This window comes from Klebsiella sp. 141240 (assembly GCF_050600805.1).
Taxonomy (GTDB): domain Bacteria; phylum Pseudomonadota; class Gammaproteobacteria; order Enterobacterales; family Enterobacteriaceae; genus Klebsiella; species Klebsiella aerogenes.
Map to the genome: position 1 here is coordinate 38,605 of NZ_JAQIRK010000002.1, position 14,564 is coordinate 53,168.

Annotated in this window: 14 protein-coding genes; 8 read left to right on the forward strand and 6 right to left on the reverse strand. The window is 55.7% G+C overall.

Translation table 11 applies throughout. The annotated features are described in order from the left end of the window. Position 1: 1 nt before the first annotated feature. The 3 genes from PGQ95_RS03190 to ampH all read right to left on the reverse strand — a co-directional run bounded on the left by PGQ95_RS03190 (position 2) and on the right by ampH (position 4,573). Entirely contained in the window at positions 2 to 1,702 is a 1,701-nt protein-coding gene (locus PGQ95_RS03190) for a lysophospholipid acyltransferase family protein (RefSeq protein WP_430916964.1), read from the reverse strand. A 628-nt stretch (positions 1,703 to 2,330) separates the two neighbouring features. Next, positions 2,331 to 3,305, reverse strand: coding sequence for a porphobilinogen synthase (hemB, locus tag PGQ95_RS03195; protein ID WP_015704537.1), 975 nt, complete (start codon positions 3,303 to 3,305; stop codon positions 2,331 to 2,333). 107 nt (positions 3,306 to 3,412) lie between these two features. Then, the gene (ampH, locus tag PGQ95_RS03200) at positions 3,413 to 4,573 is read right to left on the reverse strand and encodes a D-alanyl-D-alanine-carboxypeptidase/endopeptidase AmpH (protein WP_020079517.1); all 1,161 of its coding nucleotides are present in this window, start codon (positions 4,571 to 4,573) and stop codon (positions 3,413 to 3,415) included. A gap of 221 nt (positions 4,574 to 4,794) precedes the next feature. On the opposite strand from ampH, the gene PGQ95_RS03205 reads away from it, so the two are divergent. The 3 genes from PGQ95_RS03205 (at position 4,795) to PGQ95_RS03215 (ending at position 7,766) form a co-directional block, all read left to right on the forward strand. Then, positions 4,795 to 5,307, forward strand: coding sequence for an isochorismatase family protein (locus tag PGQ95_RS03205; protein ID WP_183269041.1), 513 nt, complete (start codon positions 4,795 to 4,797; stop codon positions 5,305 to 5,307). A 116-nt stretch (positions 5,308 to 5,423) separates the two neighbouring features. Further along, positions 5,424 to 6,644 carry a peptide antibiotic transporter SbmA gene (sbmA, locus tag PGQ95_RS03210; protein ID WP_046884025.1) on the forward strand — a complete coding sequence of 407 codons (1,221 nt, stop codon included), beginning with the start codon at positions 5,424 to 5,426 and terminating at the stop codon, positions 6,642 to 6,644. A gap of 18 nt (positions 6,645 to 6,662) precedes the next feature. Further along, positions 6,663 to 7,766 carry a DUF1615 domain-containing protein gene (locus PGQ95_RS03215; protein ID WP_430916966.1) on the forward strand — a complete coding sequence of 368 codons (1,104 nt, stop codon included), beginning with the start codon at positions 6,663 to 6,665 and terminating at the stop codon, positions 7,764 to 7,766. Here the strand turns inward: PGQ95_RS03215 and PGQ95_RS03220 are convergent. After that, entirely contained in the window at positions 7,763 to 8,068 is a 306-nt protein-coding gene (locus tag PGQ95_RS03220; protein WP_015368031.1) for a DUF2755 family protein, read from the reverse strand. The genes PGQ95_RS03215 and PGQ95_RS03220 overlap by 4 nt on opposite strands. A gap of 242 nt (positions 8,069 to 8,310) precedes the next feature. Between PGQ95_RS03220 and PGQ95_RS03225 the strand changes: the two genes are divergently transcribed. Beyond that, positions 8,311 to 8,514: a DUF2754 family protein gene (locus tag PGQ95_RS03225; RefSeq protein WP_047046270.1), complete on the forward strand. Its 204-nt coding sequence runs from the start codon at positions 8,311 to 8,313 to the stop codon at positions 8,512 to 8,514. 52 nt (positions 8,515 to 8,566) lie between these two features. Here the strand turns inward: PGQ95_RS03225 and ddlA are convergent, their stop codons facing one another. Further along, positions 8,567 to 9,664 (reverse strand): D-alanine--D-alanine ligase, encoded by a 1,098-nt coding sequence (ddlA, locus tag PGQ95_RS03230; protein WP_063446054.1) that lies wholly within the window; start codon positions 9,662 to 9,664, stop codon positions 8,567 to 8,569. A 302-nt stretch (positions 9,665 to 9,966) separates the two neighbouring features. On the opposite strand from ddlA, the gene PGQ95_RS03235 reads away from it, so the two are divergent. From PGQ95_RS03235 to PGQ95_RS03250, 4 genes are all read left to right on the forward strand, one after another. Next, positions 9,967 to 11,166: a multidrug efflux MFS transporter gene (locus PGQ95_RS03235; protein WP_430916969.1), complete on the forward strand. Its 1,200-nt coding sequence runs from the start codon at positions 9,967 to 9,969 to the stop codon at positions 11,164 to 11,166. 310 nt (positions 11,167 to 11,476) lie between these two features. After that, positions 11,477 to 11,737, forward strand: a complete 261-nt coding sequence (iraP, locus tag PGQ95_RS03240; protein WP_015368026.1) for an anti-adapter protein IraP — start codon at positions 11,477 to 11,479, stop codon at positions 11,735 to 11,737. Between the two features lie 100 nt (positions 11,738 to 11,837). Next, positions 11,838 to 13,253, forward strand: a complete 1,416-nt coding sequence (phoA, locus tag PGQ95_RS03245; RefSeq protein ID WP_087860418.1) for an alkaline phosphatase — start codon at positions 11,838 to 11,840, stop codon at positions 13,251 to 13,253. Between the two features lie 91 nt (positions 13,254 to 13,344). Beyond that, complete coding sequence (locus tag PGQ95_RS03250; RefSeq protein WP_045390969.1) at positions 13,345 to 13,656, forward strand: PsiF family protein; 312 nt, start codon at positions 13,345 to 13,347, stop codon at positions 13,654 to 13,656. Positions 13,657 to 13,705: 49 nt separating this feature from the next. On the opposite strand, the gene proC is transcribed toward PGQ95_RS03250, so the two are convergent. Next, on the reverse strand, positions 13,706 to 14,515 hold the full coding sequence (proC, locus tag PGQ95_RS03255) for a pyrroline-5-carboxylate reductase (RefSeq protein ID WP_015368023.1): 810 nt from the start codon (positions 14,513 to 14,515) through the stop codon (positions 13,706 to 13,708). Positions 14,516 to 14,564: the final 49 nt, after the last annotated feature.

Sequence of the window (14,564 nt, forward strand, 5' to 3'; positions counted from 1 at the left end):
GCTAGAGATGCGCGCCGATGTAGCGCTGGTAACGGTTGGCTTTCAGGTAGGTTAAATCCACCAGTACCAGCCCATCGACGCAGTGATTAAAGTCCGGGTCGCTGCCGAAATCGATAAACTGCACGCCGCCCGGCTCGCACACTTCCGAGTACTGTTTATACAGCGGCGGGATGCCGCAGCCGAGGTTACCGAGCAGCGACTTCAGCCGCGTCAGGTCTTCGGTGTAATTCTCGCCGCCAAACTGCGCCAGCACCTCGGGTAGCGAAGCTGGGTAGGGGCGGCGGGATTTGGCCAGCGGATGCGTCGCCGGAAACCATAAGCGGTAGAAGGCGACCAGCAAATCGCGGGCATCGGGCGGCAGTCCGCCTGAAATCGAGACCGGGCCAAAAAGATAGCGATAGTTCGGGTTTCGCGCCAGCCAGGCGCCGATGCCTGACCAGAGATAATCCAGCCCCCGGCGTCCCCAGTAGCGCGGCTGAATGAAACTGCGCCCCAGTTCAATCCCGTGCTGTAGAATATCGTCCATCCGCGCGTCGTAGTGGAACAGGCTGTAGCTGTAGATGCCCTCCAGTCCCCGTTTTTCCAGTTGCATGGCGGTAGGCATAAAACGGTAGGCGCCGACGATCTCCAGATCTTCTTCATCCCATAAAATCAGGTGCAGGTAGTCATCATCGTAGCTATCGATATCGCGGCGTTTGCCGCTGCCTTCGCCGACCGCCCGGAAGGCTATCTCCCGCAGACGGCCCAGTTCGCGAAGCAGCGGCGCCTCTTCCTGACCGTTGCGCTGCCATAGATAAATCAGCTTACCGTCCGCGGTTTTGCCCAGACATTCGGTTTTTGCCAGCTCGCGTTTGAGCAGCGCGCGGTCTTCCGGGCGGGCGATCGCGCTTTCGCTTTTAAACAGGCCGGGATGTCCTTTACCGAGGCGCTCGACGTGGCGGTAGCAGCGGTCCGCCAGTTCGCGGGCGGAAAGCGGCGGCTGATGCCACGATGACCACGCGATTTGCTGGCCAATGCGTAACGGCAAGCTGCTATCGCGGCGGCGAAACATCTGCTGCATTAATAGCAGCAGCGGCAGATTATCGGAGAGCAGGGCGCTGGCGTAGAACAGCGGGCTGTTGTGGGCGCGGATCCAGGCCGGCAGCAGCGGCGCGCGGTATTTCGCCGCCAGCTTGATGAAGCCGGGATGCCATTTTTTATCACGGATGCCGCGGCGGGTCAGACGCGAGACTTCCCCCGCCGGGAAGAAGATCAGCACGCCGCCCTGCTGAAGCTGTTGGTCCATCTGCTGCAGCGCTGCTTTGGCGGTACGGCCGTTGATATTATCCACCGGAATAAACAGCGAGCTCAGCGGTTCAAGATGGGTCAGCATGCGGTTAGTGACGACTTTGACATCGCGCCGTACGCGGGAGACCGCATAGAGCAGAGCGAGTCCATCGAGCGTTCCGGTCGGATGGTTGGCGATAATCACCAGCGGGCCATGTTCGGGGATTTGTTCAAGGTCATGCGCCGGGATAGCGCAGCGGATATTGAGATGTTCGAGGACCTGTTCGACCGTATCCAGTCCTTTCAGGTGACGATGGCGGGCGGCAAATTGCTGGAACTCTTCTTCATGTAGAAGCTTTTTCAACACCTTTTTCTGCCAGGGGGCGGGCCTTGCCTGAGGCCACAGGTCATCGAGAACGTTGTCGAGACTAAACATAGTGACTCCTCCTCTGTCCTGCCCAGACAGTAGAAGGCGCAGATGTCGTTCAGATTACAATTCGGTGAAGATTCGGTCTCAGCAGGTGAGGTTTCCCGGATAGCGGCGCGATGCGCCTTATCCGGGCGACCCGCAGCGCCGTTTTTTTGTCGGGTGGCGGCTACGCCTTACCCGACCTACAGTCCGTGCCATTGCGCGCTGCAGAGCTCTACCGTTGTATCCATGGCTACTGAAACTGCCGGTGTTGGTGGCCTCAAAATCGCTGAGACGTTCCCGGCAGGCCGGGGCAGCCCGCATGGATGCGGGCTGAGGGCCGTGATTTGCAGGGACGCTGCCTCGGCCCGACCCGAAGCCTGTAGGGATAAGTCGAAGGAACCACGAAGTGGCGATTTTGGCGGCCAGAGCCCGGGGGTACAGGGGGCGGCGGCGACTGGCCGCCCCCTGTGCGCTCCCTATGCCATGAGAGACATAACGCAGAAGACATTTCGGGAGCGCAATGTGCCCGGAAACAGCATAGAACAACCGTTTCTCCAGGAATGAAACAGTTGCAAACTGATAATAATATCTACGATTTGGAATTTGGTTGGTAGCCCCGGTAAGCGTTAGCGCCACCGGGGAGAGGGAAGGTTTAACGCAGGATTTTTTTCTCGGCCAGATCGAGGGCGAAATAGCTGAAGATCAGGTCCGCGCCTGCGCGTTTAATTGCGCCAAGGCTTTCCAGCACCACTTTCTCTTCGTCGATAGCGCCAGCCTGCGCGGCAAATTTGATCATCGCGTACTCGCCGCTGACCTGATAAGCGCCGAGCGGCAGGTCGGTGCGCTCGCGGATATCACGCAGGATATCCAGATAGGCGCCAGCCGGTTTCACCATCAGGCAGTCCGCGCCCTGCGCTTCATCGAGCAGCGACTCGCGGATTGCCTCGCGACGGTTCATCGGGCTCATCTGGTAGGTTTTACGATCGCCTTTCAGCGCGGTACCGGCGGCTTCACGGAACGGGCCGTAGAACGATGAGGCGAATTTGGTCGAGTAGGACATAATTGCGGTATTGGTAAAGCCTGCGGCATCCAGCGAACGGCGGATCGCCTGTACCTGGCCGTCCATCGCGGCGGAAGGCGCGATGAAATCAGCGCCGGCGGCCGCGGCGACAACCGCTTGCTTACCGAGGTTTTCCAGAGTCGCATCGTTATCGACGCCGTGCTCGCACAGCACGCCGCAGTGGCCGTGCGAGGTATATTCGCAGAAGCAGGTATCGGACATGACGATCATTTCCGGCACCGCCTGTTTGGCGATACGGGTCATGCGCGCCACCAGACCGTTTTCATTCCAGGTATCGCTACCGGTCGCGTCGGTATGATGGGAGATGCCAAAGGTCATCACTGAACGAATACCGGCGTTGGCGATGCGCTCAATTTCGCGCGCCAGATGTTTTTCCGGAATACGCATGACGCCAGGCATCGCTTCGATGGCTTTGTAATCGTCAATTTCTTCTTCAACAAAGATCGGCAACACCAGGTCGTTCAAACTCAGTGTTGTCTCTTCAAACATGGCGCGCAGCGAGGCGGATTGACGCAGGCGGCGTGGGCGAGTGATTAAATCTGTCATGGTTTGCCTGATTTTGTGAAATGAAAGAAGGTAGTGTACCGCAAACGACAGCGGGATGTTTCGCCAAAACGATCCTTAACAATCAGTGGCAAAACATCCCGCAACGATTACTGGCTGGCGGTTTCCATATTCGGCTGCACGCCGCTTAAGGCGCTGACGAGGTCGTTGACGCCGTCGCTCATGGCGCTGAAGCGGGTCAACGCGGAACGGGTCACCACCACGAAGACCCCGACGTTAGCCTGCGGGTTCATCGCCATATAGGTAATAAATCCGCCGCCGCCGCCGGTTTTCTGAATAATACCCGGATGGCCGTTTTTCGGCTTCATGTAAACCCAGCCCAGACCCAGCGCATCGGCTTTACCCGGGACATCCATGCCAATCACTCTGGTGAGCTGGGTACGTTGATAAATCAGCGTCTGCATGCGATCGGCCTGCTGGCCGCGGGTATAGAAATCTGAAGAGAGGAACTGCTGCATCCAGCGCATCATATCGCCCGGCGTCGAATACACACCGCCGCTGCCGATGGCCGCGAGGGTGTTATTACACGGGCTGGCGCCTTTCTCCGCCACCATCAGGCGCTGACACTGGTCCGGCGATGGCGTAAAGGTGGTGTCCTTCATGCCGAGCGGGCGGGTGATTTGTTCTTCAAACAGCTGCGGGTAAGGCTTACCGGCGGCGGTCGATAGCGCATCGGCTAGCAGGTCGAAGGCCAGGTTGGAATAGGCCGCCTGCGAACCCGGCGTGGTTTTAAGCGTTGCCGTCGACAGCCAGTTCCAGCGCTGCTGGCGGGTCGGCCAGACGAAAACCGGGCGATGCGCCGCGCCGCCCGGCTGCTCGCGCGGCAGGGCGCTGGTGTGGGTCGCGAGATTGACCAGCGTAATCGGTACACCCTGGTAGGTTGGCACGCGCGCGCCAGGCGGGGCGTATTTACTCAGCGGATCGTCAAGCTTAACCACTCCCTGATCGAGCAGTTTCACCAGCATTTCACTGGTCATCAGCTTACTCAGAGAGGCGATACGGATAACGGAATCCAATTGCGGATGCTGATTATTACCCGGACGGGTTTCGCCGAAGCTGCGGAATACGCGCTGGTTGCCGTCAATAACCACCATCGCCATGCCGGTGGCGCCGCTGCCGTAATAAATATGTTCGGCGAAGCGGTCGACCACATCAGAAGTAAATACCGGATCAACGCTCGGCTGAACCGCCTGGGCTGAGGTCCACGACGCCGCGCACAGCGCAGCAAAAATGAGCAAACTACGTTTCAACGGAGGCATCCATCGTTTATTAGGGGAATATACACCGTATTTATACTACGAAGTCGCGGCGAGCAAAGTGGGAATAACGACAATATTTCACAGAAAAGCGTAACGGTGCGTAAAAATGACTTTTTTCCGCTTTCAGATATCTGCTTTTCCGCCTGACGCGTATGATTAAGCTCTTATTCATCTTATAAAAGAGAGTGGTGATGGCATCTCAACGGGTTCTGATGGTAGTGGATATGCAAAACGGCGTATTCGAGACGCCGCGTATCGATCGCGAACGCTGCGTGGCGCAAATCAATCGCCTGATTCACGCCGCCGATAGCGTTATTTTCATTCAGCACGCTGAAGCGGGAGGCCTGGAAGAGGGAAGCGAGGGGTTTGCGCTGCTGCCTGAACTGGCGCAACCCGCCGGGGCGCGCTACGTCACCAAAACGGCCTGTGATGCATTTTATAAAACCGATCTTGAACAGGTGCTGCGCGAGAGCGGAACTCACGATTTTGTTATTTGCGGCTGCGCGACCGATTATTGCGTCGATACCACCATCAAAAACGGCGCCAGCCGCGGCTATGCCATCACCATCGCCGAAGATGCCCATACCACCGCTAACCGCGCCGCCGCTGAAGCCAAAACGCTGATCGCTCACTATAACGAGGTGTGGCGGACCTTCATCCTCCCTGGTAATCCTTTACGCGTGAAACCCGTAGAAACAATTCTTGCCGAATGGCAGACGAACTAAGTCGCTGATATCCGGTCTCATCATGGGTCCGCTTTACATCGCCGCCGCGCGTTGCGGCGGGCGTACGTGTGGTACACAGCAAAAACAGAACGATAAGAAGTTAGCAGGAGAGTACGATGTTTAAAGCTTTTTTCCCCAAACCGGGGCCGTTTTTTATTTCTGCCTTTATCTGGTCGCTGCTGGCGGTGATCTTTTGGCAGGCGGGCGGCGGCGACTGGCTGCTGCGGATAACCGGCGCATCGCAGGATGTCGCCATCAGCGCGGCGCGGTTCTGGTCGCTCAACTATCTGGTGTTTTACGCGTATTACCTGTTCTGCGTCGGCGCCTTCGCGCTGTTCTGGTTTATCTATAGCCCGCATCGCTGGCAATACTGGTCGATTCTCGGCACCTCGTTGATTATTTTTGTCACCTGGTTTTTGGTGGAAGTTGGGGTGGCGATCAACGCCTGGTATGCGCCGTTCTATGATTTGATTCAGAGCGCGCTGGCCACGCCCCATAAGGTCAGCATCAATCAGTTCTACCACGAGATTGGTATTTTTCTCGGTATCGCGCTGATTGCGGTGGTGATTGGCGTGCTGAATAACTTCTTCGTCAGCCACTATGTGTTCCGCTGGCGTACCGCGATGAACGAACACTATATGGAGCACTGGCAGCATCTGCGCCATATCGAAGGTGCCGCTCAGCGTGTGCAGGAAGACACCATGCGCTTCGCCGCGACGCTTGAAGATATGGGCGTAAGCTTTATTAATGCGGTCATGACCCTGATTGCCTTCCTGCCGGTGCTAGTTTCGCTGTCGGCGCATGTGCCGGACCTGCCGATCGTTGGTCATTTACCGTATGGACTTGTGATCGCCGCTATCGTGTGGTCGCTGATGGGAACCGGGCTGCTGGCGGTGGTCGGGATCAAGCTGCCGGGCCTGCAATTTAAAAACCAGCGGGTAGAAGCCGCCTATCGTAAAGAGCTGGTGTATGGCGAGGACGACGCCAACCGCGCCACGCCGCCGACCGTGCGCGAGCTGTTCAGCGCGGTGCGCCACAACTACTTCCGTCTCTATTTCCACTATATGTATTTCAATATCGCCCGTATTCTTTACCTGCAGGTGGATAACGTTTTCGGCTTGTTCCTGCTGTTTCCGTCGATTGTCGCCGGTACGATTACGCTCGGCCTGATGACCCAGATCACCAACGTGTTCGGCCAAGTACGCGGCTCGTTCCAGTATCTGATTAGTTCGTGGACCACGCTGGTGGAACTGATGTCCATCTATAAACGTCTGCGCAGCTTTGAGCGCGAACTGGATAACAAAGGGCTGCAGGAAGTCTCTTCAACTGTTAATTAATGAATGCAAGGAAGGTTTATGGCGCAGGTTTCTCGCAGTGTTTCACTCTCTTTAACGCTGCTGGCCGGGTTGGTGCTGAGCGCCTGTACCAGCCAGCAGGCGCCTAAGTTGAAAGAAGGCGAGAAGCCGGTGGATGTTGCCGCCGTGGTGCGGCAAAAAATGCCCGCCAGCGTCAAAGACCGCGAGGCCTGGGCGCAGGCGATTGCCAAAACCTTTGACAGCCAGAAGCTGGCGCCGACGGAAGAAAACGTCTGTTCGGTGCTGGCGGTCGCGCAGCAGGAATCAAACTATCAGGCCGATCCGGCGGTGCCGGGCCTGAATAAAATCGCCTGGCAGGAAATTGACCGCCGGGCGGAAAAAATGCATATCCCGGTATTTCTGGTGCATACCGCGCTGAAAATCACCTCACCAAACGGTAAAAGTTACAGCGATCGCCTGGATAACGTCAAAACGGAAAAACAGCTGAGCGCGATTTTTGATGACTTCATTGGCATGGTGCCGATGGGCCAGAAGCTGTTCGGCTCTCTCAACCCGGTGCATACCGGCGGGCCAATGCAGGTAAGCATCGCCTTTGCCCAGCAGCACACCGATGGTTATCCGTGGAAAATGGACGGCACCGTGCGCCAGGAGGTTTTCAGTCTACGTGGCGGGTTGTGGTTCGGCACCTATCATCTGCTCAACTACCCGGCTAACTACAGCGTGCCGCTGTACCGCTTTGCTGATTTCAATGCCGGTTGGTATGCCAGCCGTAATGCCGCCTTCCAGAATGCGGTGGTTAAAGCCACCGGCGTTAAGCTGGCGCTGGATGGCGATCTTATTCGTTATGACAGCGATGAACCCGGAACGACTGAGCTGGCGGTGCGCCGTTTAGCCGGGCAGTTGGGGATGAGCGATAGCGATATCCATCGTCAACTGAAGAAGGGTGACAGCCTGGCGTTTGAAGAGAGCGATTTGTATAAGAAAATATTCAAAATCGCCGAGAAAAAGGCCGGGAAAACACTTCCGCGCGAGATGTTGCCAGGGATCCAACTGGAAAGCCCGAAAATCACCCGCAATCTCACCACCGCGTGGTTTGCTAAGCGGGTCGACGATCGCCGCGCCAGCTGTATGGCGCGTCGTTAACGGTTATGGTACCAGCGCAGGATAAGCCCCAGCGCGCCGACCAGCAGGCTACCAAACAGGAACGGAATTAAACCGAACAGGGTACCGACGCCGAGCCCAATTTCAATACGCGGGCGGTTGGTATCCTGAATCTGAATGAGATGTTCGAATACGCCAGGCGCGTGTACCAGCATGCTCAACATTTGCGCGCCGGCCCAGATGCACAGCAGAACAAAAAGCGCGTAGGCAATGTTACCGCTGGTGACCGATACCTTCTTTTTGTTGCTCCCCATCAGCGTCTTTGAAAACGTAAATTCAGCCATATAAACCTCCGCAACACCTGTTCCGCTGGTTTTCCCCCAGCTCTATAGACAGGAATTCTGGCAGCGGCGGGCGTTTCCCTGTATCAGATTGCTGGTAATTTCTGCCAGGAATAATCCTGTTTTGACAAAACTGTCGGCGGGCCCGCATTGCACAAAAGGGAGAGCGGCTTCGCATTGTGCGAACAATCTTGTTGGCGCGGCGGGCGGCTATGCGATGATGTTTTTTTTCTGCAGGAGTCGTTATGAAGCTGACCGACAAAATCCGCCGTGACTGGCACTACTACGCGTTCGCGCTGGGGTTAATTTTTATTTTGAATGGCGTGGTGGGGCTGCTGGGGTTTGACGCGCAGGGGTGGCAATCTTATGCCGTCGGTCTGGCGACGTGGGTCGTGAGCTTTTGGCTGGCGGGATTTGTTATTCGCCGCCGTCCGGTGGGAGAGGCGTAATAACGACGTGGTAGCCCGGGTAAGGCGGTACGCCGCTACCCGGGAAAGAGGCTTAGTTCATTGAGGTTTTCAGCGCGCGGTCGGCAGCGTGGCGCTCCAGCGCCAGCTCGATCAGGCGGCTTATCAGGCTGGTGTAATCCAGACCGCTGGCCTGCCACAGCTTCGGATACATACTGATGTTGGTAAAGCCCGGCAGCGTGTTGATTTCGTTGATCACCACCTCGTCATCTTCCGTCAGGAAGACGTCCACGCGGGCCATTCCGCTGCAGCCGAGCGTTTGGTAAGCGCGGACGGCGATATCGCGGATTTTGTCGTTGATCTCCGGGGCGATGGCTGCCGGAACCACCACCTGCGCGCCTTTGTCATCAATGTACTTGGTATCGTAGGCATAGAATTCGCTATTGAGAACGATCTCCCCGCAGGTGCTGGCCTGAGGATAATCATTGCCCAGCACCGCGCACTCGATTTCACGGCCCTTAATCCCTTGTTCAACTACCACTTTATGGTCGAATTCAAAGGCTAACGCGACGGCCTGCAGGTACTCTTCTTCGCTCTTCACTTTGCTGACGCCGACGGAAGAACCCTGGTTTGCGGGCTTCACGAACAGCGGTAACCCCAGCTTCGCTTTGACATCGGCAAAGCTGAACTGCTGGCGGTTGGCGCGAGTCAGAGTGATGAACGGCGCAATTGACAGACCGGCATCGCGAAGCAGGCGTTTAGTGACGTCTTTATCCATGCAGGCGGCGGAGCCAAGCACATCGGATCCGACGAACGGCAAATTCGCCATCCGCAGCATTCCCTGCAGCGAGCCATCTTCGCCAAGGGTGCCGTGAACAATCGGGAAGATGACGTCGATGGCCGCCAGCGGCTGGCCGCTATCGGCGTTGATCAACTGATGGGCATCGCGACCGGGAATTTGCGCCAGCGTCACGTCCGATGGGCGCAGCGCGATATGGGCGGGATCCTGCGGGTTCAGCAGATAGTTGCTGGCATCGTTGATATGCCAAAGCCCCTGTTTATCGATTCCCAGCAGCACAACATCAAAGCGCGTTTTATCAATTGCTTCGACGATATTTTTGGCTGACTGCAGCGACACTTCATGTTCTGCCGACTTACCGCCAAAAACGATCCCAACCCTCATTTTAGCCATTTCAACTTCCATCCTGATTACATCAAAACACATAACATAGCATGTGTTTTAGCGAGATGGCTGCCTGAATCTTTACCCTTTGCCGCAGAGGGTTAAATGCTGCGCATTCGCCGCTATGCGCCGGTGTGCGTCAGCACATCGCACTGACGAAAATGCGGTTATCTTCGATTATGTTTGTCTACTCCGCGGTCAGGGCGATAAAACACCAAACTCGCGGCATGCGCATCTCTGGTACTACGTGCGAAGACGGAAATTGCTAAGCTAGATAATAATTAACGAAACACTAATGAATACGCGTAGTTATGGAATCCTGGAAGGTTTATCTCATTTCTGTCTGGTTCGGCTGCTTTTTTACCGGACTCGCCATCAGTCAAATTCTGCCCTTCTTACCGCTGTATGTCTCTCAGTTGGGCGTTACCTCACACGAAGCGCTGTCGATGTGGTCGGGCTTGACCTTTAGCGTCACGTTCCTGGTGTCGGCGATTGTCTCGCCGATGTGGGGGAGCCTGGCAGACCGCAAAGGGCGCAAACTCATGCTGCTGCGCGCCTCCCTTGGCATGGCGATAGCCATTTTACTGCAGGCTTTTGCGACCAACGTTTGGCAGCTATTTATTTTGCGGGCGGTAATGGGGCTGACCTCAGGCTATATACCCAACGCCATGGCGCTGGTGGCCTCGCAGGTGCCGCGTGAACGCAGCGGTTGGGCGCTGAGTACCCTCTCGACAGCGCAGATAAGCGGCGTGATCGGCGGCCCGCTGCTCGGCGGTTTTCTTGCCGACCACGTCGGCCTGCGGGCGGTGTTTTTCATTACCGCGATTTTACTGACGGTCAGCTTCCTTGTGACGTTATTTCTGATTAAAGAAGGCGCCCGGCCGCAAATAAGCAAAGCCGAGCGTCTGAGCGGCAAAGCGGTCTTTGCTACGCTAACGCATCCGGGGCTGGTGATTAGCCTGTTTTTCACCACCCTGGTTATCCAGTTGTGTAACGGCTCTATCGGGCCGATTCTGGCGTTATTTATCAAGTCGATGGCGCCAGACAGCAACAATATCGCGTTTCTGGCGGGGATGATTGCCGCCGTACCGGGGATTTCGGCGTTGATTTCCGCGCCTCGGCTGGGGAAACTCGGCGATCGCATCGGGACGTCGCGTATTCTGCTGGCGACGTTATGTTGCGCGGTGGTGATGTTCTTTGCGATGTCGTTCGTGACTTCGCCGCTGCAGCTCGGGGTATTGCGCTTCCTGCTGGGCTTTGCCGACGGCGCGATGTTACCGGCGGTCCAGACGCTGCTCTTGAAATACTGCAGCGATAACGTCACCGGGCGTATTTTCGGTTATAACCAGTCATTTATGTATCTGGGTAATGTCGCCGGGCCGCTCATTGGCGCTTCGGTCTCGGCAATGGCGGGTTTCCGCTGGGTGTTTATTGCCACTGCGTTGATTGTCCTGATTAATATCTGGCAACTGGCGATTATGTTACGCCGAAGCCGCCGCGCGGCCGTTTAAATAAAAATATTGGGCGCTCATAAGGGCGCCTTATATTAATCAGCTGATATAGCTATTAACCATTACCTTTAGTTATCCTTAAATAGTGCGACGCATATTCCATTTTATTATTTACTATTAAATTTGGTTATAGAATTATCTTTTGGCTATTAATAATAGGGGCTTTGCCTTTGTTGCCTGGCGGTAATAAAAACGTTTCGCTGAATATTATTGCAGGAATAACCCTATTATTTGAAAATAATTCTGGTATCGATATGCCGATGTATGACATAACTAGGCCATTATGGATGTTGCTTAAGGATAATGCGTAATGAAAAATCTCATTGCCGAGCTGTTGGTCAATCTGGCGCAAAAAGAAGAAGAGGCAAAAGAACTGACGGTACAGGTTGAGGCGCTGGAAATTGTCGTCACCGCGCTGCTGCGCCATATGGCTGAGGATGCGCAGCAACGTTTGATTCAGGATATCGAAACCGCAATGGAGCAGGTAAAGCCCGGGCCGCTGGTGGACGACCGTGACACCCAGCTTCTGCAGCAATATATAAAAAAGCTGCTCCGGCATCCTCGTAACTAATCATGTGACCAGTAAGGATGCTGTCATTTTTCTGTCACACCACTTTTATAAAGTCTCCCTCGTTTTGTTTTTTAAGTATTTTTTACATGGAGACGACAAAGTGAAATTATCTGCCCTCTTTATTGCCCTGTTACCGCTGCTGGCTCCCCCGGTTATTCATGCGCAAACCACTTCTTCGCCGGTGTTGGAAAATCGCGCGGCGCAGGGCGATATCACGACCCCAGGCGGCGCGCGCCGTTTAACGGGCGATCAGACCGAAGCGCTGCGCGCTTCGTTAATCAATAAACCGGCGAAAAATATTATTTTGCTCATTGGCGATGGTATGGGCGATTCAGAAATTACCGCCGCACGAAATTATGCCGAAGGCGCCGGCGGTTTCTTTAAAGGTATTGATGCCCTGCCGCTGACGGGCCAATATACCCATTATTCTCTGGATAAAAAAACCGGCAAACCGGATTACGTGACGGATTCCGCCGCTTCGGCAACCGCGTGGACCACCGGCGTGAAAAGCTATAACGGCGCGCTGGGCGTTGATATCCACGAAAAAGATCATCAGACCATCCTTGAGCTGGCGAAAGCCGCGGGTTTTGCCACCGGCAATGTCTCGACGGCTGAACTGCAGGATGCGACGCCGGCGGCGCAGGTTGCCCATGTGACCTCGCGTAAATGCTATGGTCCCAGCGTGACCAGCGAAAAATGCGCCAGCAACGCGCTGGAAAAAGGCGGTAAGGGCTCTATCACCGAACAACTGCTGAATGCCCGTCCGGATGTCTCTTTAGGCGGCGGGGCGAAGACCTTTGCTGAAACGGCGACCGCGGGGGAGTGGCAGGGGAAAACCCTGCATGAGCAGGCGGTCGCTCGCGGCTATCAGATTGTGACCGACGCCGCTTCACTCGCCGCTATCAGCGAAGCAAATCAGGGTAAACCGCTGCTCGGTCTGTTCTCCGATGGCAATATGCCGGTGCGGTGGGAAGGCCCGAAAGCCTCTTATCACGGCAATATCGACAAACCGCCGGTAACCTGTACGCCAAACCCGAAACGCGATGCTTCCGTACCGACGCTGGCGCAGATGACCGAAAAAGCGATTGATCTCCTGAGCCGCAACGAGAAAGGTTTCTTCCTGCAGGTTGAGGGAGCGTCTATCGATAAACAGGACCATGCCGCAAACCCTTGCGGCCAGATTGGCGAAACCGTCGACCTCGATGAAGCGGTACAGAAAGCGCTGGAATTTGCCAAAAAAGAGGGCAATACCCTGGTTATCGTCACCGCCGATCACGCCCACTCCAGCCAGATTATCCCGGCAGACACCAAGGCTCCGGGCCTGACCCAGGCGCTGACCACTAAAGATGGCGCGGTAATGGTGATGAGCTATGGCAACTCTGAAGAAGAGTCAATGGAGCACACCGGTACCCAACTGCGCATTGCCGCATACGGACCGCATGCGGGCAACGTGGTGGGGCTCACCGATCAAACCGATCTGTTTTACACCATGAAAGACGCGCTGGGTCTGAAATAACCCGGCGCCGGTAATGAATTTGCGTTACCGGCTGGTTTTTTTGCTGATAGCGACCAGACTTACAGAGATCCACTAACAGAGGGATGGTGTGATGAAAATAACATTTCTGGTAACCCTACTTTTTGGTTTGGTCTTTGTTGCCGCGGTGAGTGCCGCAGATAAAACGTTAACGCCTCAGCAGCAGAAAATGAGCGTATGTAATACCGAAGCGGCGTCAAAGTCGCTGAAGGGTGATGAACGTAAAACCTTTATGAGCAATTGCCTGAAGAAAGATGCGCCAGCGGCCGGCAAGACGCTGACGCCTCAACAGCAGAAGATGAGCGCTTGTAGCAAAGAAGCGTCGTCGAAATCGCTGAAGGGTGACGATCGTAATAAGTTTATGAGTACCTGCCTGAAGAAATAAGATGACGGGTGGGGCGGTGGCGCCTCACCCGTAGTCTCTTTCAGGCTTATCAGGAACGGCTCAGTTGCTCTGATTTTTCCATACACTTCGCCATCGCTTCGATAACGGCGGAACGGAAACCTTTTTCTTCCAGTACGCGAACCGCTTCAATGGTGGTGCCGCCCGGCGAGCAGACCATATCTTTCAGCGCACCCGGATGTTCGCCGCTTTCCAGTACCATCTTCGCTGACCCCATCACCGCCTGCGCGGCGAATTTGTAGGCCTGCGCGCGCGGCATACCGCCGAGAACGGCGGCATCGGCCATGGCTTCGATAAACATAAAGACGTAAGCCGGCGCGGAACCGCTGACGCCAACCACCGGGTGAATCATCGGTTCGGCGATGGTTTCCGCCTGGCCGAAGCAGCGGAAAATGGTTAACACCTCGGCGATCTCTTCCGCGCTGACCAGCGCGTTTGGCGTTACGGAGGTCATCCCGGCGTTCACCAGCGACGGCGTGTTCGGCATGGCGCGAATAATTTTGCGATCGTGGCCCAGCGCCCGCGCCAGCTGATCCAGCGTGACGCCTGCGGCTATCGAAACCACCAGCGAATCTTTGTTCAGACTGGATGCGATATCGCTTAATACCTTGGTCATGATCCCCGGCTTCACCGCGCCGAAGACGATATCGGCGACCTGAGCGACTTCCTGTGCGCTTTCCGCCGCATTAATACCGTATTGGTCATGCAGGGCGGCAACTTTGTCCGGCGATGGGGTATAGACCCAGATTTGCGCCGGTTGCACTTGTCCGCTGGCGATCAGGCCGCCGAGAATGGCTTTACCCATGTTGCCGCAGCCGATAAAGCCAATTTTCTTATCCATTACCTTTCCCCTCTGCATTTTTCGTTACGATCCCACTAGCTTATCATCC

Excerpts from the sequence above, each read along its gene's own strand:
- PGQ95_RS03190 (WP_430916964.1), bottom strand. The coding sequence starts at position 1,702 with ATGTTTAGTCTCGACAACGTTCTCGATGACCTGTGGCCTCAGGCAAGG.
- hemB (WP_015704537.1), bottom strand. The coding sequence starts at position 3,305 with ATGACAGATTTAATCACTCGCCCACGCCGCCTGCGTCAATCCGCCTCG.
- PGQ95_RS03205 (WP_183269041.1), top strand. The coding sequence starts at position 4,795 with ATGGTAGTGGATATGCAAAACGGCGTATTCGAGACGCCGCGTATCGAT.
- sbmA (WP_046884025.1), top strand. The coding sequence starts at position 5,424 with ATGTTTAAAGCTTTTTTCCCCAAACCGGGGCCGTTTTTTATTTCTGCC.
- PGQ95_RS03215 (WP_430916966.1), top strand. The coding sequence starts at position 6,663 with ATGGCGCAGGTTTCTCGCAGTGTTTCACTCTCTTTAACGCTGCTGGCC.
- PGQ95_RS03220 (WP_015368031.1), bottom strand. The coding sequence starts at position 8,068 with ATGGCTGAATTTACGTTTTCAAAGACGCTGATGGGGAGCAACAAAAAG.
- PGQ95_RS03225 (WP_047046270.1), top strand. The coding sequence starts at position 8,311 with ATGAAGCTGACCGACAAAATCCGCCGTGACTGGCACTACTACGCGTTC.
- ddlA (WP_063446054.1), bottom strand. The coding sequence starts at position 9,664 with ATGGCTAAAATGAGGGTTGGGATCGTTTTTGGCGGTAAGTCGGCAGAA.
- PGQ95_RS03235 (WP_430916969.1), top strand. The coding sequence starts at position 9,967 with ATGGAATCCTGGAAGGTTTATCTCATTTCTGTCTGGTTCGGCTGCTTT.
- iraP (WP_015368026.1), top strand. The coding sequence starts at position 11,477 with ATGAAAAATCTCATTGCCGAGCTGTTGGTCAATCTGGCGCAAAAAGAA.
- PGQ95_RS03250 (WP_045390969.1), top strand. The coding sequence starts at position 13,345 with ATGAAAATAACATTTCTGGTAACCCTACTTTTTGGTTTGGTCTTTGTT.
- proC (WP_015368023.1), bottom strand. The coding sequence starts at position 14,515 with ATGGATAAGAAAATTGGCTTTATCGGCTGCGGCAACATGGGTAAAGCC.